We start from the raw sequence: 21,165 nt of genomic DNA, 5'->3' as shown, positions 1-21,165 counted from the left end.
GACGGCCAGGATGAATGCCGTTTCGGCGCCATTGCGCCGAAGTGGCGGTGGGCCTCAGGGCAACGTGTCCAGCAGCAACCGGCGCACATTGCCGCCCATGATGGCGGCGATGTCCGGCTGGCTGAAGCCGGCTTCCGCCAGCCCCTGGGTCAACTGGGCCAGGCCGCTGGTGTCGAAGGGCGCATGTACTGCGCCGTCGAAGTCCGAGCCCAGCGCGATGTGTTCGACGCCAACCTTGTCGGCGGCGTAGCGGATGGCCTTGACGATGGCCTGGACCGAGGTATCGCACACGGCGCCGTCCCAGTAGCCGATGCCGATTACCCCGCCGGTGGCGGCGATGCGCTGCAGATGGGCGTCGGTCAGGTTGCGGATGCCGGGGCAGGTGCCCTCGACGCCGGTGTGGGACACCAGCACCGGCCGCGTGGCGATGGCCAGTACGTCGTCGATCAGGGCGCGGGAGGCGTGCGCCAGGTCCACCAGCATCTTCTTGTCTTCCAGGCGGGCGATCACCTTGCGGCCGAAGGGCGTCAGGCCGCCCTTTTGCAGGCCGTGGGCGGAGCCGCCGACTTCGTTGTCGAAGAAGTGGGTCAGGCCCATGATGCGGAAGCCCGCGTCGTACATGCGATCGAGGTTGTCCAGCTTGCCCTCCAGCGGATGCAGCCCCTCGGTGGCGAGCACGGCGGCGAGCTGGTTCGGGTCCTTGTTCCAGGCGGCGAGATAGCGGGCGAGGTCGGCCCGGCTGCGCACCAGGGTTAGCTTGCCCTGGCTGCCGGCGGCGGCGTCTTCGAGCATCCTGCCCTGGTAGAGGGCGCGCTCGAGCAGGCTGCTCCAGGTCGCGCGCGGCCAGCGCTGGGCGATGATCAGCGGAGTGATGTTGTCGCTGTCGGCGCCGTTGCGCTTGTAGTTCAGGCCACGCGGGGTCTTGGTAACGGTGGAGAACACCTGCAGGCCGACATGGCCTTCCAGCAGGCGCGGCAGGTCGCTGTGGCCGTAGTCGTGGCGCTCCAGCAGGTTGCGGTTCCAGAGCAGGGCGTCGTCGTGCAGGTCGGCAACGAACAGGGTCTTGTGCAGGGCGGTTGCGGCGTCGGAGGCGGGGTAGGGCGGCGGTGCGGCCACCGTGTTCATCTTGCGGTCGAAGTACCCCGGCAGGTTGAAGAATATCCCCAGGCCAACGGCCACCAGCAATAGCAACGCGATCAGGATTTTGCGCATCTCAGCTTCCAGGCTGTCTTGTTCCAGTGCGGCGACTCTAGCAAAGACGGGGACTGGCAGGCGCGGGAAATCCGCGCGAGGTTGGCGCCGGCGGCGTCATCCCACCAGGCGGTTGCGGCCTTCCTGCTTGGCCTGGTAGAGCGCGCTGTCGGCGCGCAGGATCAGGCTCTGCAGGTTCTCCAGGTAATCCATCTGGGCCAGGCCCAGCGATACGGTGACACCCGGCAGTGCACCGACTGGCGAGTAGAAGGAGCCGATCTGCTCCAGGCTCTGGCGCAGCCGGTTACCGATACGCCGGGCTTCTTCCACGGCGATTTCCGGGAGCAGGATGACGAACTCTTCGCCGCCATAGCGAGCCATGCTGTCCTTGGGCCGCAATTGGCTGCGCAGGGTGTGGGCGACCAGGCAGAGGGCGTAGTCGCCGGCCAGGTGGCCGTGCTCGTCGTTGTAGTCCTTGAAGTGGTCGACATCCAGCATGAGCAGGCACAGCGGTTGTTCGTTGAAGGCGCAGCGGGTGCTTTCGCGGTCGTAGATGTGTTCCAGCCAGCGCCGGTTGAACAGTCCGGTCAGGGTGTCGATGTTGGCGTTCTGTTCGGTGTCGAGAATGATCCGGTTGCCCTGGCGGACCCGCTCGCAAAGGACGCCGAGGAGGTTCTGCATCACCTGCGGGGCTTGCTGGAAGAGACTGATCAGGGCTTCGCGGTGCAGGCGCAGGACGGTGGTCGGCTCGGTGGCGACCACGTAGGCGGAAGGATGATCGTTGTCGATGAAGCTGATCTCGCCGGCGCAGTCGCCAGGGTTGAGGGCGGTTACCGGTTGGTTGTCGAGCGAGCCGAGGTACACCTTCAACTGCCCGTGCAGGACCATATAAAGGAAGTGGTTGCGGTTGAAGGGCGAGAGGAGGATTTCACCGGCTTCCAGCTCGCAGGCGCGGAAATCCTTCAGCAGCTGTTGCAGGCTGGCCACGGCCACGTTCTGGAACAGGCGAAGGTGCTGCAGTTGCTGGATATCCTCCTTCCACTGCGCGGCTTTCATGGTGCGGCGGAAGCGGGGACGGGGATGATGATGTGCACGACTGACTCTCCCTGTAGTCCATTACGCACATTGAGCCATCAGTATTAATCAGATTTGGATACTGGCAATCTGGCGCCATGCCGGGCCGACCGGCGGTCGGCCCGGCGCTTCATCAGCTTTCCAGCCACTCGATATGGATCGCGTAGCCGCCCAGCCGGTCGGCCAGCGCCGCCCGTGAGTCCGGGGTGAGGCGGCCGATGCCCAGGCGCGCCTTCTGCCCGTGGCGGTCGTCGGCGACGACCTCGACGGCCGGTCGCGGCTCCAGATGGCGGACTTCGTCCTCCAGGACGCGGCGGATGGCATCCAGGCGCAGCGCGGGCTTGAAGGTCTTGCCCACGGCGGTGACCGGGATGGCGTCCAGCAGCCAGACGTCCTTGGGCACCGCCGCGCGCTCGGGCACGTGTTGCGCGGCGTGTTCCAGCAGTTCCGCCTCGCTCGCCCGCATGCCTGGCTTGAGCTGGATGTACACCACCGGCAGTTCGCCGGCCTTCAGGCACGGCTTGCCCACGGCGGCGGCCATTGCCACGGCGGGGTGGCGGTGCAGGGCTTCCTCGATCATCTGCGGGTCGATGTTGTGGCCGCCGCGGATGATCAGGTCCTTGCTGCGCCCGGTGAGCCAGATGTAGCCGTCGGCGTCGATGCGCCCCAGGTCGCCGGTGTTGAACCAGTCGCCGTCGACCCAGATGTCCTTGTTCTTGCTGGCCTGCAGGTAGCCCTTGAACACGGTCGGGCCGCGCAGGCAGAGTGTACCGATCTCGTCCACGGCGGCGTCGCGCAGGTACTGGCCAGCGGCATCGAGGATCACCGACTTGAGCTGGCAATAAGGCAGGCGCAGGCCGATGGAGCCGGGGCGCCGCTCGCCACCGCGCGGGTTGCAGCTGGTGCCACAGGTGCCTTCGGTCATGCCGTAGCCTTCGATGATTTTCAGCCCCGTCTTGGCTTCGAACTGGCGGATCAGCTCCACCGGCATCGGCGCCGCGCCGCACAGGGCGAAGCGCAGGCTGGTCAGGTCGTGACCCTCGCTGGGGACCTGGAGCAGGGCGGCGAAGATGGTCGGCACGCCGCTGAAACTGGTGACCCGGTAGCGCTCCACCAGCTTCCAGAAGTCCTGGATCAGCGTCGGGTTGCGGTAGCCCTGCGGGCCGGCCAGCAACACCTGGGCGCCGCGCATGAAGGGCGCAAGGCCGGTGACCATCACGCCGTTGACGTGGAACAGCGGCAGGCCACAGAGCAACACATCATGACCGTCGTAGTCGGCGTTCAGCCCCATGATCTCGGCCATTGCCACCTCGTTGAAGTGGCTGTGCGGCGCCAGCTTCGGCGTGCCGGTGGTGCCGCCGGTATGGAAGTAGGAGGCGACTTCGTCCGGGTCGATCACCCGGCCGCTTTCCAGGTGATCGTCCGGGCACTGGGCGAGCAGCTCGTCGAAGTCCAGCACGCCGTCCGGCAGCGCGCCGCGTTGGGCCTTGAGCGCCGAGCGCTGCGGTTCGGGCAGCAGGTTGGCGAGGTCGACGGTGACGATGGCGTTGAGTTCCGGCAGCTCGTCGCGCAGGGCGGCGACCTTGTCCCACAATTCTCCGCCAGAAGAAAGCCCCGTGCCGGGGAGGAAGGGCGCCAGGGTCACCAGCACGCGGGAGTCGGCGGCGCGCACCAGTTCGGCGATGTGCTCGGGGTCGAGCAGCGGGTTGATCGCGTTGACGATCCCCGCCGCTTCGCCGCCCCAGATCACGTAGTGGGTCTGCGGCAGGTTCGGCAGCAGGAAGGACACCGAATTGCCTGGCCGCACGCCGAGGCGGTGGAAGGCATTCGCCGCCTGGGTGACGCGGGCGAACAGCTCGGCGTAGCTGATGCGCAGCGGCTCCTCGGCGGCCGAGCCCTGCAGCAGGAAGCTCAGGGCGGTGTCCGGGCCGAAGCGCTCAGCCGAGCGGCTCAGCAGTTCATAGGTGCTGGAAGGCAGGTTGCGTTCTTCCAGAGGTATGGATTCCAGTGCCTGTACATCGCACAGGCTGGCAATGGGAGCATTCATGTTTCTTATTGTTCTCCGTGACGGGATGAGGGCCGCGGGTGCGCCATGCCCGCGAGGAGACGCGGCGCAGCTCCGGCGAACGGGACCACTGCGGTGAAAGTGCCACGGGAGGCACGGGCGAACAGTTGTCTTTTTGTAGTCCGCGGCGGGTGGCGTTTTGACGCAGTGGCGTCTGCAGTCAGCCTGATGCTGGTCATCCCGGACGATGCGGCGATTTTTCCAGCATGGGGCTCGACTCCCGGAGGATTCCTCATGCGTGCCTTCCAACAGATTCCGCTGTTGCTCGAACGCGGCGGCAAACGTTCCCTGCAGCAGCAGGTAGCGGACCAGCTGCGCGGCAAAGTGCTCGGGGGCGTGCTGAGGCCGGGCCAGCAGCTGCCGTCGATCCGTGAACTCGCGCAGTCCCTCGGCGTAGCGCGCAATACCGTGTTGCTGGCCTACGAGCGGCTGTGCAGCGAGGGCTATATCGTCACTCGTGGTACCCGCGGCACGTTCGTTGCCGATCCCCTGCCGGATCGCAGCCTGTCGGTCTGTCGCCTGTTGCCGCGTACCCCGGTGGGGCAGCGCCCGGACCTGCCGGGGTTCCTGCCGGGGATGCGCCAGCCGCTGCCGGTTTCCCCCGGGGTGACGCCGGAGGAGATACGCGCCGCGGTCGAGCTGGACTTCAGCCTGGGGCGCCCCTCGGCGGAACTGTTCCCCCGCGACGCCTGGTTCAAGTCGTCGATCCAGCTGGCCCGCAGCCAGCCACGCTACCTGACCGACTATGCGCCGTCGGCGGGCGACCCCGACCTGCGCGCGGCTCTGGTCGCGCACCTGGGCCGTGCGCGCGGCATCAGTTGCAGCGTCGAGGACGTGCTGATCGTCTCGGGCATCCAGGAGGCGCTGAGCCTGGTGGTGTCGCTGTTTCCGCACCATCATCGACGCCCGGTGGTGATCGAGAATCCCGCCTATGCCGGCGCCTGCAACCTGTTCGCCTACCATCGCTGGGAGATGCTGCCGGTGCCGGTGGACGAGCAGGGGTTGTGTGTCGGGGAATTGCCCGAGCGCCCCTGTTCCCTGGTCTATGTCACCCCCTCGCGGCACTACCCGCTGGGCATGACGCTGTCCCTGGAGCGTCGCCGCGCGCTGCTCGAATGGGCCGGCCGCCAGGGCGCCTATGTGTTGGAGGACGATTACGACGGCGACTTCCGCTACCAGCGCGTGCCGTTGCCGGCCCTCAAGGCCTTCGACAGCGAGCGGGTGATCCACCTGGGGACCTTTTCCAAGAGCCTGGGCGCCAGCCTGCGCCTGGGCTACATGGTTTGCCCGCCGTCGCTGCGCGAGCCGCTGGTGCGAGCCAAGGCGCTGCTCAATCATGCCTGCCCCTGGCTGCCCCAGGCGGTGCTGGCCGACTTCCTCACCGGTGGCGTCTATGCCGAGCATCTCCGGCGGGTGCGTGGGGAGTACCGGCGCCGTCGCGACTGCCTGATGGCCGCGCTGGAGCGCCTGTTTCCGGGGAGCCGGTTCAGCGGCGTGGATTGCGGCATGCACCTGTGCTGGCGGTTGCCGCCGCAGGCGCCGCCGGCGCGGGAGCTGGCGCGGGCCTGCCGTGAGGCGGACATCTGGCTCTATACCCTGGACCAGGCCGCGGTGGTCGGTCCGGGGCTGGAAGCGCTCAGCGAGCGCATGCTGCTGCTCGGCTATGCGGCGCTGTCGCTGGACAGCATCGCCGACGGGGCGCGCCGCATCGGCCAGATCGCCGCGCGCCTGTAGCGGCGGAGGGGCCTTGTACCCCTGTGCGGCACGCCGCTTGTACCCATTCGAGGGGTGGGCAGGTCGATACCCTGAGTGCAGTTCATTAGCCCAGGTGACTGCACCATGCACAGCTTCCGATCCGTTTCGGTCAGCGGCCTGTTACCGCTGGTCCTCTGTCTCGCCCCCGGCCTGGCTGGCGCCGACGAACCCATAGACGCCGCCCGGCTGTTCCAGGAGAACTGCACGACCTGCCACAGCGCCGACCGTGGCGGCTACATCGCGCCGGCGCTCAACAGCACAGCGCTGAATTCCAGCGAAACCGCCCTGCGCTCGATGATCATGCTCGGCATCCCCGACACCCTGATGCCGCCGTGGCACGGCGTGCTCAGCGACGAGCAGATCCGCGCGCTGGCGCACTACATCAAGACCACCCCGCGGGACAATCCGCAATGGACGCTGCAGGACATTCGCGATTCGCTGGAGGTCCTGGTCGACGAATCGAAGCCGCCGGACAAGCCGGTCTACGACGGCGACGTGCGCGACCTGATGGCGATCATGCAGCGCGGCCGCTACGGCAAGGCCCCGGCCGCGCGGGTGGTGTTCTTCGATGGCAAGACCAACAAGCAGGTGGGCGAGGTACCCACCGACTATGCGCCGCACATCCTCGACTATGACCCGGTCAATCCGCGTTGGGGCTACCTGAAGACCGACACCTCGGAAATCTACAAGATCGACCTGTACTCGCTGAAGGCGGTGCGCAAGGTCAAGGCCGGGTTGAGCGGGCCATCCATCGCGGTGTCCGCGGATGGCCGCTATCTGCTGTCCGGTTCCTTCTCGCCGGGCATCGTCACCCTGTTCGACGCTCGCACGCTGGAGCCGCTGAGCCGCGTCGAACTGCGCGGCAAGGACTACGACGGCAAGCAGGTGGAGTCGGCCTCGAGCATGGTCATCGCCAGCCCGTTGGACAATACCTTCGCCATCGCCGTGCGGCAGACCGGGCAGGTCTGGATTCTCGACCCGAGCAGGCCGCAGGAGCCGATCGTCACCCGGATCGAGAAGGTCGGCCGCTTCGTCCACGACGCCTTCCTCTCCGCGGACCGCCGCTACATGTTCCTGGCCGACTACGTGGGCAACGCCTTCGCGGTGGTCGACCTGAAGGAGCGCAAGCTGGTCAAGACCATCGCCGGCGGTTGCCAGCCGCACGTCGGCTCCGGTGCGATCACCGAGATCAAGGGCCGCCAGGTGGCCTTCGGCACCAACATCGGCACCTGCGACAAGGGCGATGTGGTGACCGTGTGGGACGCCCGGACCTTCGAGACGATCAAGCAGATCCCGGTATCCGGCGCCACCGAGTCGCCTGCCGCCCACCCCGATGCGCCCTATGTCGCGGTCGATGTGGTGAGCAAGGACAGCCGCGCCCGGCGTGTCGAGCTGATCGACAAGAACACCCTGAGCGTCGCCAAGACCATCGAGGCCGATGGCCACCTGTACTTCCCCGAATACACCCGTGACGGCAAGTACCTCTACATCAGTGGCGGCTACAGCGGCGACCGCCTGCACATCTACGACAGCCACAGCCTCGAGGAGGTCGCCAGCTATCCCCTGGAAACCCCGGCCGGGATCTTCTCCCGCGCCCGCACCGAGTGGGGCACCGTCGGGCTGCAGGCGCAGGCCAAGAGCGGCAAACCCTGATTCCCTGAAGGAGAACTTCCATGCGTGGACTATCTGTGGGCGCTGTCATGGCCGCCCTCCTGCTGAGCGGCGCGGCCAGCGCCGCCGATGAAATGCAGGCCCTGCTGCCGTTGTGTTCCAGCTGCCACGGTGCGGCGGGCGTCAGCGTGGCGCCGAACTTCCCCAACCTGGCCGGGCAGCGCGACGTCTATCTGCGCAAGCAACTGCAGGATTTCCGCAGCGGCGCGCGCAAGGACCCGGTGATGTCGCCCGTCGCCGCCGGCCTCACGGATGCGCAGATCGAGGCGGCGGTACGTTACTACACCGGGCAGAAGCCGTGAGGCCACGCGGCGCGCCGTTCCTGCTGCTGGCCGTGGCGGCCGCAGGGGCGCTCGCCGCTCCCCCCTGTTGCGGGCCGCAGCGCGCCGCCGCCCTGGAGCAACTGCTGCGCCAGGACTGCGGCGCCTGCCACGGCATGACCCTGCGCGGCGGGCTGGGGCCGGCGCTGCTTCCCGAAGCGCTGGCGGGCAAGCCGGACGCGCTGCTGCGCGGCACCGTGCTGGACGGCCGCCCCGGCACGCCGATGCCGGCCTGGCGCGGCCTGTTGAACGAAGCGGAGGCGGACTGGCTGGTTCGCCGACTCAGACTAGGAACACCCCCATGAAATCACGCCTGATACTCCTCGGCCTCTGCCTGCTGCTGGGCGCCGTCCAGCACGGTGCCGCGCAGGAACGCGGCACCGGCGACCTGGCGCTGGTGGTCGAGCGGGCCAGCGGCAGCCTGCAACTGCTGGACACCAGCGCCCGTACCAGCCTGGGGCGCATCGAAGGGCTGGGCGATCTGTCGCATGCCAGCCTGGTCTACTCGCGGGACCAGCGGCATGCCTTCGTATTCGGCCGCGACGGCGGGCTGAGCAAGGTCGACCTGCTGAGCAGACGCGTCGTGGCGCGCGTCCAGCAGGCCGGCAACAGCATCGGCGGCGCGATCTCCCAGGATGGCCGCTGGGTGGCGGTGGCCAATTACCAGCCCGGTGGCGTCCGGGTATTCTCCTCGCGGGACCTGAGCCTGCGGGCCGACATTCCGGCCACCTATGCCGAGGGGCAGCGGGCCAAGGTGGTCGGCATCGCCGATGTCCCGGGCGTGGGGTTCGCCTACAGCCTGTTCGAAGCCGGGGAAATCTGGCTGACCGACCTGAGCGATCCGCAGGCCCCGCGGACCCGCCGGTTCAAGGCCGGCGACCGGCCCTACGACGGCCTGGTCAGCCCCGATGGTCGCTGGTACGTCGCCGGCCTGTTCGGCGAACCGGGTGTCGCCGTGCTCGACCTCTGGCATCCCGAGCGGGGCGTGCGCAAGGTGCTGCAGCGCCATGTCCCGGACGATCCGCAGCGGCCGGTCTACAAGATGCCGCATCTGCGCGGCTGGGCGATGGCCGGCGACTACGCCTTCCTGCCCGCCATCGGCCGGCATGAGCTGGTGGTCCTGCGGGTGTCCGACTGGAGCGAGGTGTCGCGCATCCCGCTGGCCGGCCAGCCGGTGTTCGCCGTGGTCCGTCCGGACCAGCGCCAGGTCTGGGTCAACTTCGCCCTGCCGGACAACGACCGGGTCCAGGTCATCGATGTCGACAGCCTCAAGGTGATCGACAGCCTGCGGCCCGGCAAGGCGGTGCTGCACCTGGAGTTCTCGCCGCGCGGTGAGCAGCTCTGGCTGTCCGCGCGCGACGACAACCGGGTACTGGTCTACGACAGCTATCGGCGCACCCTGCTGGGCAGCATCGAGGCGCGGGCACCCTCGGGCATCTTCATGACCGGCCGGGCGGGGCGGATCGGCCTATGAACCTCGATGACCTGATGCTGCTGGAAGCTGGCCAGCATGATTTCCCACTGTGCCCGCGGCCGTTCGCCGTGCTCGGCGAGCGCCTGGGTCGCAGCGAGGCCTGGGTGCTCTGGCGGCTGCGCGAGTTGCGTCGCAGCGGATGCCTGAGCCGGGTCGGCCCGGTGTTCGCGCCCAATCGCGCGGGGCGCAGCCTGTTGGCGGCGCTGCGGGTACCGGAGGCCCGCCTGGGTGACGTGGCGCAGCGGGTCAGCGACCTACCCGAGTGCAACCACAACTACCAGCGCGAGCACGAATGGAATCTCTGGTTCGTCCTCAGCGGGCCCGATCGTGGGCATCTGAATGCCTGCCTGGACCGGCTGGAGGCCGCTACCGGACTGCACACGCTACGTCTGCCGCTGGTGCGCGAGTACCGCATCGACCTGGCCTTTCCCCTCATCGGGAACCGGGTTGCCGTCCCGCGCCCCTTTCCCCGGACGTCGCCGCCAGTGGCCCTTGAACCGTCGCAGCGCAGCCTGGTGCACGCGCTGCAGGACGGCCTGGAGCTGCTGGCGCATCCCTGGCTGCCGGTGGCCCGGCGACTGGGCTGGAGCGAGTCCCAGGTAGTCGATGCGGTGACGCGCTTGTACGTCGGCGGCGTGATCCGCCGCTTTGGCGTCGTGGTGCGGCACCACGAGCTGGGTTTCCGGAGCAACGCGATGCTGGTGTGGGATGTCGACGATTCCGAGGTGGACGCCGTGGGCCGCGGCCTGGCCGAGGAGCCCGGGGTGAACCTGTGCTATCGCCGCGCGCGACAGGCGCCGGAGTGGCGCTACAACCTGTTCGCCATGCTGCATGGGCGGCGCCGCCTCGACGTGGAGTTGCGGATCCGCGAACTGCGCGATCTGCCGGCGCTGCGGGAGCGCCCCGGCGAGGTGCTGTTCAGCCTGACCCGCTTCAAGCAGCGCGGCGCCCGCTTCGAAGGTCTGCGGGAGGGCATTGCATGCGCCTGAGCCTGTTCGAACGCGTGGTGATCCGCCGTCTGCAGCGTGGCTTTCCGCTGAGCGAGCAGCCTTACGCGGAGGTGGCCGCCGAGCTGCATTGCAGCGAAGACCGGTTGCTGGATTGTCTCCGCCGACTGCTGCTGCGTGGCGTGCTGACGCGCTTCGGTCCGATGTTCGCCGCCGATGTACTGGGCGGCGGCCTGACGCTGGCGGCGATGTGCGTTCCCGAGGCGGACTGCGGACGCGTCGCCGGGCTGCTCGATGGTCTGCCCGAGGTGGCGCACAACTACCTGCGCGACCACCGCTACAACCTCTGGTTCGTGCTGGCCACCGAGCATCAGGCGCAGATCGCCCCCTTGCTGCGCCACATCGAGCGGATCAGCGGCTACGAAGTGCTCGACCTGCCCAAGGTGCGCACTTTCCACCTCGACCTTTACCTGGAGGTATGAGCCGTGCTCGACGCTACCGACCGCCAACTGATCCTCGTCACCCAGTCCGGGCTGCCATTGCAGAGCCGGCCCTACCAAGCCCTGGCCGATGCCTTGCAACTGCGCGAAGACGAGGTGCGCGGGCGCCTCGCGCGCTTGCTTGCCTGCGGCGCCATCCGCCGGATTGCCGCGGTTCCCAACCACTACGCGCTGGGGTACCGGGCCAATGGCATGAGTGTGTGGGACATCGCCGACGACCAGCTTGAACGCTGCGGCCGCCTGCTCGGTGCGCTGCCCTACGTCAGTCACTGCTACCAGCGGCCACGGCGCATGCCCGGCTGGCCCTACAACCTGTTCGCCATGCTGCACGCCCGCCGCCGCGCCACCGTGGAGTGCTACCTCGCGGAAATGGCCGGCCTGCTCGGCGATGCCTGCCGTGGGCACGAGGTGCTGTACAGCCTGCGAATCCTGAAGAAGACCGGCCTGCGTCTGGCCGGTGCGCCCTGAGGAGGCTCCCATGTTACGCATCAGTCGCCATTTGCAACGCCTGCGCCAGGGCCTGGCGCTACCGCCGGCACGGACGATCGAGGTGGCCCCGGTGGTGATCTGGAACCTGTTGCGGCGCTGCAACCTGACCTGTCGCCACTGCTATTCCATTTCCGCCGATATCGATTTCCCCGGCGAGCTGGACACCGCGCAGGCGATGACCGTGCTCGACGACCTTGCCGGCATGCGTATTCCGGCGCTGATCCTTTCCGGCGGCGAACCGCTGCTGCGGCCGGATCTGTTCCAGCTCAGCGCGCGCGCCAAGGAACTGGGGCTGTACGTCGGGCTGTCGAGCAACGGTACGCTGATCGATGCGCCGCTGGCCCGGCGCATCGCCGACAGCGGCTACGATTACGTCGGCGTATCCATCGACGGCCTGCGCGCCAGCCACGACCGCTTCCGCCGTGCCGACGGCGCCTTCGACCGGACGCTGGCGGCGGTCGGCCACCTGCGCCGCGCCGGGGTCAAGGTGGGCTGGCGCTTCACCCTGACGGCGGCGAATGCCGCCGAACTGCCGGAACTGCTGCGCCTGATGCGCGAGGAGGGGGTGGACAAGTTCTACCTGTCGCACCTCAACTACTCCGGGCGCGGCGCGCGCAACCAGCGCGACGACGCGGCTTTCGCGATGACCCGCGAGGCCATGACGCTGCTGTTCGAGCAGGCCTGGGCCGATCTCGACCAGGGGCGCGAATACGTCACCGGCAACAACGATGCCGATGCGCCGTTCCTGCTGCGCTGGGCGCAGGCGCGCGGGATGGATGCGCAGACGCTGCGTGCCGATCTGCTGCGCTGGGGCGGCAACTCCAGCGGGGTGGGCGTGGCGAATATCGACAATCGCGGCGATGTGCATCCGGACACCTACTGGTGGGGCTACAGCCTGGGCAACGTGCGGCAGCGGCCGTTCTCGGCGATCTGGCGAGACACCGGCGACCCGCTGCTGGACGGGTTGCGCCAGCAGCCGCGGCCGGTGCATGGGCGCTGCGCGCAGTGCCAGTACCTGGGCATGTGCAACGGCAACACGCGCATCCGTGCCTGGCAGTCCACCGACGATCCCTGGGCCTCGGACCCGGGCTGCTACCTGAGCGACGAGGAGATCGGCCTGCGCCACGACCAGCCGGTGCCGCAGCGCGCACCCGCTCCACTGGTGGCGCGGCAGCCGATCCGCTTCATCGCCGAACCGGGGCAGGTCTGGCTGGTGGGGGCCGGTCCCGGCGACCCCGGACTGCTGACCCTGAAGGCCGCCGAGTGCCTGGCGCGGGCCGAGGTGGTGGTGCACGACCGCCTGGTGTCGCCCGCCGTGCTGGCCAAGGCGCCGCCCGGCGCCGAACGCATCGACGTGGGCAAGGCCTGTGGCCGGCATACGCTGTCCCAGGAGAACATCAACCGCCTGCTGGTGCGGCTGGCGCGCCAGGGACGCAACGTGGTGCGCCTGAAGGGCGGCGATCCGCTGATCTTCGGGCGCGGTGGCGAGGAACTGGAGGTACTGCGCAAGGCCGGCATCGCCTGCCACGTGGTGCCGGGAGTGACGGCAGCGGCGGCCTGCGCGGCGGCTGCCGGCATCCCGCTGACCCACCGCGAACATGCCCAGGCGCTGGTGCTGGTCACCGGTACCCGCAGCGACGGCAGTCTCGAGTGCGATTGGCCGGCGCTGGCCGGCAGCGGCCTGACCCGGGTGTTCTACATGGGCCTGCAACATGCCGCGCAGATCAGCCGGGAGCTGTGCGAGCACGGCTGCGCGGCCGATACGCCGGTGGCGCTGGTGCAGCAGGGCTCGTTGCCCGGCCAGACCATCCGCGTCGGGCGCCTGGACCGGCTGGCGGAACTGGCCGAGGGCCTGCGTCCGCCGACTCTGCTGGTGATCGGCGAGGTGGCCGCCCTGGCCGAGGTGCCGGTCAGCCCCGTGGCCGCCGAGGCCGAGGGGTTCTAAGTGCTGTACGAAAAGTGTTTGCGCTCGGTGATGCGTCGTTAAAAACCGGTTCGGAAGCCGCTTGCGGCTAAGGCACGTCAGTGCGGCCTCGAAGAGACGAGCGTAGCGACTCATGCTCATTGACAGCTCGTAAACTGCGTTTCCTCACCGATTTTGCCTAGCCTGAGCTTCGCTCGACGACTTTTCGTACAGAGCCTGGCGAGCCTTACAGGCGCTCGTCCAGCCACTGGGCGATGTCGGCGATTTCCTGGTTGCTCACCTCGTGGCTCATCGGGTAGGTGCGCCACAGGGCGGGAACGCCTTGCGCCACCAGGAAATCGTAGGCCGCCCGGCCCAGGGGCGGCGACACCACGTCATCGGCCGTGCCGTGCAGGCAGAGCGCCGGGAGTTGGCGCTTGGCGGGGCTGAAGTCGAGGTTCGCGGCGAAGGTCGGCGCATAGGTGGACAGGGCCATGACCCCGCCCAGTTCGCCGTTCCAGCGCAGGTAGCCGGTGTGCAGCACCACGGCGCCGCCCTGGGAAAAACCGGCGAGGATGATGCGGCGGGCGTCGATGCCCTGGTCGATCTGTCCCTGGATCAGTGCGATCACGCTGTCGGCCGAAGCTTCCAGCTGTGCGTCGTCGATGGCGCGGGCGGGCGACATGGCGAGGATGTCGTACCAGCTGGGCGCGGGCATGCCGTTGAACACCGTGACCGGGCGGGTCGGCGCCTGCGGGAGGATGAAGCGGGTGCTGGTGAAGCTGCGTTGCAGCATCTGTGCTACCGGTTCGAAGTCGTAACGGTCGGCGCCCAGGCCGTGCAACCAAATGACGCAGGCGTCGGCCGGGTGGGTGGGTTCGAGGATCAGGGACTGGGTCATGGAGGCTCCAGGATGGGGCGGGCGCTCTAGGAGGGGGCGCCGCGCGCGAAAAGGGGCGGAAGCGCCCTGCAAGAAGATGTCGCATTGCCATAACTTGCAGGGCTTGACGCTGCCGGATTGTGGGGGGCGCCGTGGAGCTGGTACGGCCCTTGCTATCTCAGGTTCCAGGCTGTGTCACCCCGCTTGCGGTAACACTTTACCGACCCCATCCGGAAAGCTGTACCGCAAGCGGGGTGGCAATGGCCTTGGGCCGCTTCAGGGCCCGTCGACGTCCGGCCGCGGTCAACGGCTGGCGCGACGGGCCTTCGCCTTCACGCAATGATCTGCCTAGACCCCCGTTCCAGCCCGCATCACCTGCGGGCTCCGGGCGGGTCTGCGACGCCTCGGTGCGGTTTCCGAGGGCGGACTAGACTCACCCTTAGGTCTCCATCCCGTCAGTGGTCTTGCTTGTGCCTCACGAGGGTACGGCGGTGGAACCGGGACTCCAGAACACTAAAAAAGCAACGGAGAAGATCGATGAAGATGGTGAAATCCACCCTGGCAGTGCTGACCACCGCCGCCGTGTTCGGTATCAGCGGCCTCGCTCACGCGGGCGCCACCCTGGATGCAGTGAAGAAGAAAGGCTACGTGCAGTGCGGTATCAGTGATGGTCTTCCGGGCTTCTCCTACGCCGACGCCAAGGGGCAGTACAAGGGCATCGACGTCGATGTCTGCCGCGCCCTGGCCGCCGCCGTGTTCGGCGACGCGAGCAAGGTCAAGTTCAGTCCGCTGACCGCCAAGGAGCGCTTCACCGCGCTGCAGTCCGGCGAGATCGACATCCTCTCGCGCAACACCACCTGGACCAGTTCCCGCGACAGCGCGATGGGCCTGAACTTCGTCGGCGTGACCTACTACGACGGCCAGGGCTTCCTGGTGAACAAGAAGCTCGGCGTCTCCAGCGCCAAGGAACTCGACGGCGCCACCGTGTGCATCCAGGCCGGCACCACCACCGAGCTCAACCTGTCCGACTACTTCCGCTCCAACAACCTCAAGTACACCCCCATCACCTACGACACCTCCGACGAGAGCGCCAAGTCGCTGGAGTCCGGGCGTTGCGATGTGCTGACCTCCGACCAGTCGCAGCTCTACGCCCAGCGCATCAAGCTGGCCAAGCCCGACGACTACGTGGTGCTGCCGGAAGTCATCTCCAAGGAGCCGCTGGGCCCGGCGGTACGCCAGGGTGACGAGGAGTGGTTCGACATCGCGCGCTGGACGCTCTTCGCCATGCTCAACGCCGAGGAGCTGGGCGTGAACTCGAAGAACGTCGAGGAGATGGCCAAGAACACCAAGAACCCGGACGTCGCCCGCCTGCTCGGCGCCGAAGGCGATTACGGCAAGGACCTGAAACTGTCCAAGGACTGGGCGGTACAGATCGTCAAGCAAGTGGGTAACTACGGCGAGATCTTCGATCGCAACGTCGGCGACGGCAGCGAGCTGAAGATCAAGCGTGGCCTCAACGCCCTGTGGAACAAGGGTGGTCTGCAGTACGCACCGCCGGTGCGCTGACCATTCCCGTGCCCGGCGCCCTGATGGTGGGCGCCGGACCTGTTTCTGATGACATGAAGCCTCCGGGGCGGCGCGGGTGTAGATCCGTGCCCGCCTCGGAGCCTTCGTAAGAGGGCTTACATGCAAAATTCCATCAAAGCCCAGCGTCCGCGAGGGATCTCGCTCACCGATCCCACGGTGCGGGCCTGGGCCTTCCAGATCATCGCCGTGATCGTCGTCGTCGCGGTCGGCTGGTTTCTCTTCGATAACACCCAGACCAATCTCGAACACCGTGGCATCCAGTCCGGCTTCGGGTTCCTGCAGAACAGCGCCGGCTTCGGCATCTCCCAGCACCTGATCGACTACAGCGAAAGCGATACCTACGCGCGGGTGTTCCTGGTCGGCCTGCTCAATACATTGCTGGTCACGGTGGTGGGCATCTTCTTCGCCACCGTCATCGGTTTCATCCTCGGCGTGGCGCGGCTGTCGCCCAACTGGCTGATCCGCAAGCTGGCGACCCTGTACATCGAGACCTTCCGCAACATCCCGCCGCTGCTGCAGATCTTCTTCTGGTACTTCGCCGTGCTCGGCCCGTTGCCCGGCCCACGGCAGAGCATCAGCTTCGGCGGGCTGTTCTTCGTCAACAACCGTGGCCTGCAGATGCCCGCGCCGACCGCCGCCGACGGGCTCGGCCCGCTCATCGTCGCGTTCGTCCTGGCGCTCGTCGGCTGGGCGGTGATCTGGAAATGGGCCAAGGCCCGCCGCCACGCCACCGGCAAGGCCTTCCCGGTATTCCTCAGCGGCCTGGCGCTACTGATCCTGTTGCCTGGGTTGACCGCACTGGCGGCCGGCGCGCCGTTCCACTGGGACGTACCGGTGTTGCAAGGCTTCAACTTCCGTGGCGGCTGGGTGGTGATCCCGGAACTGGTGTCCATCGTGCTTGCGCTGTCGGTGTACACCGCGGCCTTCATCGGCGAGACGGTGCGCGCCGGCATCCAGGCGGTCAGCCACGGCCAGACCGAGGCGGCAGGCTCCCTCGGCCTGCGTCCGGGCCAGACCCTGCGCCTGGTGGTCATCCCGCAGGCGCTGCGGGTGATCATCCCGCCGCTGACCAGCCAGTACCTGAACCTGGCGAAGAACTCCTCGCTGGCCGCCGCCATCGGCTACCCGGACATGGTCTCGCTGTTCGCCGGCACGGTGCTCAACCAGACCGGCCAGGCCATCGAGACCATGGCCATCACCATGAGCGTGTACCTGGCCATCAGCATCAGCATTTCGCTGCTGATGAACTGGTACAACAAGCGCATCGCACTGGTCGAGCGCTGATCCGGATAGAGAGCAGAGGCTTAGTTAGATGGCAACGCATACCTTCAAACCCGACCTGCCGCCACCGGCGATGAGCGTGGGTGTCCTCGGCTGGCTGCGCGCCAACCTGTTCTCCGGCTGGCTCAACACCCTGCTGACACTGCTCGGGCTGTACCTGGTGTACCTGATCCTGCCGCCGCTGCTGGAGTGGGCGTTCATCAAGGCCGACTGGGCCGGCGCGACCCGCGCCGACTGCTCCCGCGAGGGCGCCTGCTGGGTGTTCATCGGTTCGCGCTTCGGCCAGTTCATGTACGGCTTCTACCCCGAGGAACTGCGCTGGCGCGTGGACCTCAGCGTGCTCTTCGTGATCTTCGGGGCGGCGCCGCTGTTCCTCAAGCGTTTCCCGTACAAGCTGAAGTATGGCGCCTGCTTCCTCGTGGCCTTGCCGCTGGTGGCCTACTGGCTGTTGCACGGTGGCTTCCTCGGTCTTGATAACGTGCCGACCAGCCAATGGGGCGGCCTGATGCTCACCGTGGTGATCGCCGCGGTCGGCATCTGCGGGGCGATGCCGCTGGGCATCCTGCTGGCGCTCGGGCGGCGCTCGAAGATGCCGGCGATCAAGGTCATCTGCGTCACCACCATCGAGTTCTGGCGCGGCGTGCCGCTGATCACCGTGCTGTTCATGTCCTCGGTGATGCTGCCGCTGTTCCTGCCCGAGGGGATGAACCTGGACAAGCTGCTGCGGGCGATGGTGATGGTGGTGCTGTTCGAGGCCGCCTACATCGCCGAGGTGGTGCGCGGCGGTATGCAGGCGATCCCCAAGGGGCAGTACGAGGCCGCCGCCGCGATGGGCCTGGGCTACTGGCGGATCATGGGCCTGGTGATCCTGCCGCAGGCGCTCAAGCTGGTGATTCCCGGCATCGTCAACACCTTCATCGCGCTGTTCAAGGACACCAGCCTGGTGATCATCATCGGCCTGTTCGACTTCCTCAACAGCATCAAGCGCGCCACCGCGGACCCGGCCTGGCTGGGCATGGCCACCGAAGGCTATGTGTTCGCCGCGGCGGTCTACTGGATCTTCTGTTTCGGCATGTCCCGCTACTCCATGCACCTGGAGCACAAGCTGGACACCGGCCACAAGCGTTAGGAGTGAATCGTCATGTCTGAAGCCACCCAAAAGACCGCACAGCCGGCCATCGGCGATCACACGATGATCACCATGAAGGGCGTGAACAAGTGGTACGGCCAGTTCCACGTGCTCAAGGACATCAACCTGGAGGTCAAGCAGGGCGAGCGCATCGTGCTCTGCGGGCCGTCCGGCTCGGGCAAGTCCACCACCATCCGCTGCATCAACCGCCTGGAGGAACACCAGCAGGGCAGCATCGTGGTCGACGGCACCGAGCTGACCAACGACCTCAAGCAGATCGAGGCGATCCGCAGCGAAGTCGGCATGGTGTTCCAGCACTTCAACCTGTTCCCGCACCTGACCGTGCTGCAGAACTGCATCCTGGCGCCCATGTGGGTGCGCAAGCTGCCCAAGCGCCAGGCCGAGGAAGTCGCCATGCATTACCTGGAGCGCGTGCGCATCCCGGAGCAGGCCAACAAGTTCCCCGGCCAGCTCTCCGGCGGCCAGCAGCAGCGCGTGGCGATCGCCCGCGCGCTGTGCATGAAGCCGAAGATCATGCTGTTCGACGAACCCACCTCGGCGCTCGATCCGGAGATGGTCAAGGAGGTGCTCGACACCATGATCGGCCTGGCGCAGAGCGGCATGACCATGCTCTGCGTAACCCACGAGATGGGCTTCGCGCGCACCGTGGCGAACCGGGTGATCTTCATGGACAAGGGCGAGATCGTCGAACAGGCGGCGCCGGACCAGTTCTTCGACAACCCGCAGTCGGACCGGACCAAGCTGTTCCTCAGCCAGATCCTCCACTGACCAAGGCGTTTTTTGCAGGAGCGAGCTTGCTCGCGAATCGCCCGGCACCCGAGTAGCCGGGAATTCCTTTCGCGAGCAAGCTCGCTCCTACAAGGTTGAGACCTCACCCGGCCAACCTTGCAACGCTCGTCTCCCCCGATGGCAAGCCCCCGCCGCAACGGCGTATGCTGCCGATTCCACCGCAACAAGACGCATCGGGAAGAACCGGCTGAACTCGGCCGGCGGATCGGTGTTCCCATGTGCAGTGGTTTGTCAGGGATGGGCTAACGTTTGAAGTAGCTCGCCTGCATCGCCGTCCGAAGGAAGAGAGCCGACGTGAACCTGATCCTATCGCCCCTGAACCTGAGCAAGGCCAAAGCCTGGAGCGCCCATGCGGTGACCTCCAGCGGTGTCATTCTCGCGCTGCTGGCGCTGCTGGCACTGGTCGACAACCGACCCCAGGCTTGCCTGCTGTGGCTGGGCGTCGCTCTGCTGGTGGACGGCCTGGACGGCACGCTGGCGCGCAAGTTCGACGTCAAGGCGGTGTTGCCGCACTTCGATGGCTCGACCCTGGACCTGGTGATCGATTACCTCACCTACGTGTTCATCCCGGCTATCTTCATCTACCGCTACGTGCCGCTGCCGGTGCATACCGAACTGCTGGCGGTGGGGGTGATCCTGGTGTCCTCGCTGTTCTGCTTCTGCAACGTCAACATGAAGAGCAAGGACAACTACTTCGTCGGCTTCCCGGCCGCCTGGAACGTGGTGGCGGTGTACTTCTACGTGCTCGACCTGCATCCCTGGGTGAGCTTCGTCACCGTGCTGGCGCTGGCCGCGCTGACCCTGACCAGGATGAAGTTCCTGCACCCCTTCCGCGTGCGCCAGTTCATGCCGCTGAACATCGCCGTGACCTTCGTCTGGATGCTCAGCAGCGCGCTGCTGATCCTCCAGCAGCCGATCGACCAGCACTGGCTGCTCGGCCTGTGGTTCATCGCGTCGGCGTACTTCGTCGGCGTCTGCGTGTGGCGCACGGCGATGGAGTGGTTCCACTGATGCTCTTCCTGTAGGAGCGAGCCTGGTCGCGAACGGGTTCTCCGGCGATGCCTGTGTCAAGCGGGTTCGCGAGCACGCTCGCTCCTACATTGCTACGCCGACCGTCCCAGCAACCTCTGCCGAAAGGCCCCCGGCGTCTCCCCGCACAACTGCTTGAACAGCCGCGCGAAGCTCGCCCGGTCGGCATAGCCGATATCGCTGGCGATGCGCTCCAGCGAACGTGCCGGGTCGCCCAGCGCCTCCTGTGCCGAGGCGATGCGCAGGCGCTGCACGTAATCGTTCGGGGTCATTCCCAACTGCTCGCGGAAGCGCCGCAGCAAGGTGCGCGTCGAGCAGTGCACGCGCTGCGCCAGTGTGCTCAGGTCGAACGGTTCGGCATAGTTGTCCGCCAGCCATGCCAGCAATGGCGCCAGCACCGAGCCTTCGGGCAGTGGCTCGGGCAGCAGCGGGGTGAAGCGCCGCTGCCGGCCACGGCCGTGTTCGAACACCAGCGTGGCCGCCGCGCGCCGGGCGAGCGCCGCGCCGGCGTGGCGCTCGATCAGGTACAGGCACAGGTCCAGCCCGGCCTGCGCGCCGCCGGAACAGAGGCGCCCGCCGTCCTCGGTGCACAGCGCGTCGATGTCCAGGTTCACCTGTGGATAACGCTCCCGGAAGGCCGCCTCCAGCGCCCAGTGCGTAGTGGCGCGGCGGCCGTCCAGCACGCCCGCTTCGGCGAGCAGGAAGGCACTGCTGCACAGGCTGGCCAACTGCACTCCGGGCGGGCTGTGGCGCAGCCAGGCGAGCAGCGGCTGGTTGGCGGCGCAGGTGGCGGCCACGTCCGGCCCGGTGGCGGGAATCAGCAGCAGGTCGCAGTCCCCGGCGAGATCGAGGGCGCCTTCCACTTCGATGCGGCCGAAGGGGAGGGCGACCGGCGCGCCGTCGGCGCTGACCCGCAGCACCTCGAACAGGCGCTGGCCGGCGAGCCGGTTGGCCAGGTGGAAGGCATCCATTGCCAGGCCGAGGCTGGAGCACAGCGTTTGCGGGCAGACGAACAGGGCTATCCTGAACATGGCGTCTCACAATGAATTTGGCGTTATCG

At 67.4% G+C, this 21,165-nt stretch carries 19 protein-coding genes and 2 pseudogenes; 16 read left to right on the top strand and 5 right to left on the bottom strand.

Features of this window, described 5'->3' with window-relative positions; all coding sequences use genetic code 11:
• Nucleotides 1-54: 54 nt before the first annotated feature.
• The 3 genes from H681_RS19330 to H681_RS19320 form a co-directional block, all read right to left on the bottom strand.
• Complete coding sequence (locus H681_RS19330; protein ID WP_015478572.1) at nt 55-1,212, bottom strand: dipeptidase; 1,158 nt, start codon at nt 1,210-1,212, stop codon at nt 55-57.
• A 96-nt stretch (nt 1,213-1,308) separates the two neighbouring features.
• Nucleotides 1,309-2,247: a GGDEF domain-containing protein gene (locus H681_RS19325; protein WP_015478571.1), complete on the bottom strand. Its 939-nt coding sequence runs from the start codon at nt 2,245-2,247 to the stop codon at nt 1,309-1,311.
• Nucleotides 2,248-2,398: 151 nt separating this feature from the next.
• On the bottom strand, nt 2,399-4,312 hold the full coding sequence (locus tag H681_RS19320; RefSeq protein ID WP_015478570.1) for an acyl-CoA synthetase: 1,914 nt from the start codon (nt 4,310-4,312) through the stop codon (nt 2,399-2,401).
• 252 nt (nt 4,313-4,564) lie between these two features.
• On the opposite strand from H681_RS19320, the gene pdxR reads away from it, so the two are divergent.
• The 11 genes and pseudogenes from pdxR to cobA all read left to right on the top strand — a co-directional run bounded on the left by pdxR (nt 4,565) and on the right by cobA (nt 13,431).
• The gene (gene pdxR, locus H681_RS19315; protein WP_015478569.1) at nt 4,565-6,064 is read left to right on the top strand and encodes a MocR-like pyridoxine biosynthesis transcription factor PdxR; all 1,500 of its coding nucleotides are present in this window, start codon (nt 4,565-4,567) and stop codon (nt 6,062-6,064) included.
• A 105-nt stretch (nt 6,065-6,169) separates the two neighbouring features.
• Entirely contained in the window at nt 6,170-7,738 is a 1,569-nt protein-coding gene (locus H681_RS19310; RefSeq protein ID WP_015478568.1) for a nitrite reductase, read from the top strand.
• Between the two features lie 20 nt (nt 7,739-7,758).
• Nucleotides 7,759-8,058 (top strand): c-type cytochrome, encoded by a 300-nt coding sequence (locus tag H681_RS19305; RefSeq protein WP_041712152.1) that lies wholly within the window; start codon nt 7,759-7,761, stop codon nt 8,056-8,058.
• The gene (locus H681_RS19300) at nt 8,055-8,381 is read left to right on the top strand and encodes a c-type cytochrome (RefSeq protein ID WP_015478566.1); all 327 of its coding nucleotides are present in this window, start codon (nt 8,055-8,057) and stop codon (nt 8,379-8,381) included. The genes H681_RS19305 and H681_RS19300 overlap by 4 nt, the downstream gene beginning before the upstream one ends.
• A complete protein-coding gene (locus tag H681_RS19295) occupies nt 8,378-9,550 on the top strand; it encodes a cytochrome D1 domain-containing protein (RefSeq protein ID WP_015478565.1) in 1,173 nt (390 codons plus the stop codon). Before H681_RS19300 ends, H681_RS19295 begins: the two co-directional genes overlap by 4 nt.
• Nucleotides 9,547-9,984: pseudogene (locus tag H681_RS26960) on the top strand (Lrp/AsnC family transcriptional regulator); the annotation flags it as partial. The gene H681_RS19295 and the pseudogene H681_RS26960, both read left to right, overlap by 4 nt.
• 51 nt (nt 9,985-10,035) lie before the next feature.
• Nucleotides 10,036-10,539: a siroheme decarboxylase subunit beta gene (gene ahbB, locus H681_RS27280; protein ID WP_442961266.1), complete on the top strand. Its 504-nt coding sequence runs from the start codon at nt 10,036-10,038 to the stop codon at nt 10,537-10,539.
• On the top strand, nt 10,530-10,979 hold the full coding sequence (locus H681_RS19285) for a hypothetical protein (RefSeq protein WP_015478563.1): 450 nt from the start codon (nt 10,530-10,532) through the stop codon (nt 10,977-10,979). Before ahbB (H681_RS27280) ends, H681_RS19285 begins: the two co-directional genes overlap by 10 nt.
• Nucleotides 10,980-10,982: 3 nt before the next feature.
• Nucleotides 10,983-11,465 (top strand): siroheme decarboxylase subunit beta, encoded by a 483-nt coding sequence (gene ahbB, locus H681_RS19280; protein ID WP_015478562.1) that lies wholly within the window; start codon nt 10,983-10,985, stop codon nt 11,463-11,465.
• Between the two features lie 10 nt (nt 11,466-11,475).
• Nucleotides 11,476-12,627 (top strand): annotated as a pseudogene (nirJ, locus tag H681_RS26790) (heme d1 biosynthesis radical SAM protein NirJ); the annotation flags it as partial.
• 18 nt (nt 12,628-12,645) lie between these two features.
• Nucleotides 12,646-13,431, top strand: coding sequence for a uroporphyrinogen-III C-methyltransferase (gene cobA, locus H681_RS26785; protein ID WP_201765479.1), 786 nt, complete (start codon nt 12,646-12,648; stop codon nt 13,429-13,431).
• Nucleotides 13,432-13,636: 205 nt separating this feature from the next.
• Here the strand turns inward: cobA and H681_RS19270 are convergent, their stop codons facing one another.
• The gene (locus H681_RS19270; protein WP_015478560.1) at nt 13,637-14,290 is read right to left on the bottom strand and encodes an alpha/beta hydrolase; all 654 of its coding nucleotides are present in this window, start codon (nt 14,288-14,290) and stop codon (nt 13,637-13,639) included.
• 516 nt (nt 14,291-14,806) lie between these two features.
• On the opposite strand from H681_RS19270, the gene H681_RS19265 reads away from it, so the two are divergent.
• From H681_RS19265 to pcsA, 5 genes are all read left to right on the top strand, one after another.
• A complete protein-coding gene (locus H681_RS19265; protein WP_015478559.1) occupies nt 14,807-15,835 on the top strand; it encodes an amino acid ABC transporter substrate-binding protein in 1,029 nt (342 codons plus the stop codon).
• Nucleotides 15,836-15,955: 120 nt separating this feature from the next.
• Nucleotides 15,956-17,140 carry an amino acid ABC transporter permease gene (locus tag H681_RS19260; protein WP_015478558.1) on the top strand — a complete coding sequence of 395 codons (1,185 nt, stop codon included), beginning with the start codon at nt 15,956-15,958 and terminating at the stop codon, nt 17,138-17,140.
• A gap of 28 nt (nt 17,141-17,168) precedes the next feature.
• Entirely contained in the window at nt 17,169-18,266 is a 1,098-nt protein-coding gene (locus H681_RS19255) for an amino acid ABC transporter permease (RefSeq protein WP_015478557.1), read from the top strand.
• A gap of 12 nt (nt 18,267-18,278) precedes the next feature.
• Entirely contained in the window at nt 18,279-19,055 is a 777-nt protein-coding gene (locus H681_RS19250) for an amino acid ABC transporter ATP-binding protein (protein WP_015478556.1), read from the top strand.
• Nucleotides 19,056-19,370: 315 nt separating this feature from the next.
• Entirely contained in the window at nt 19,371-20,087 is a 717-nt protein-coding gene (gene pcsA, locus H681_RS19245; RefSeq protein ID WP_015478555.1) for a phosphatidylcholine synthase, read from the top strand.
• A gap of 92 nt (nt 20,088-20,179) precedes the next feature.
• Here pcsA and H681_RS19240 read toward each other — a convergent pair whose 3' ends face one another.
• Nucleotides 20,180-21,136 (bottom strand): GlxA family transcriptional regulator, encoded by a 957-nt coding sequence (locus tag H681_RS19240; RefSeq protein WP_015478554.1) that lies wholly within the window; start codon nt 21,134-21,136, stop codon nt 20,180-20,182.
• Between the last annotated feature and the right edge of the window lie 29 nt (nt 21,137-21,165).

It is taken from the genome of Pseudomonas sp. ATCC 13867, from assembly GCF_000349845.1.
Lineage (GTDB): Bacteria > Pseudomonadota > Gammaproteobacteria > Pseudomonadales > Pseudomonadaceae > Pseudomonas.
This window is presented reverse-complemented; position numbering and strand designations above follow the sequence as displayed.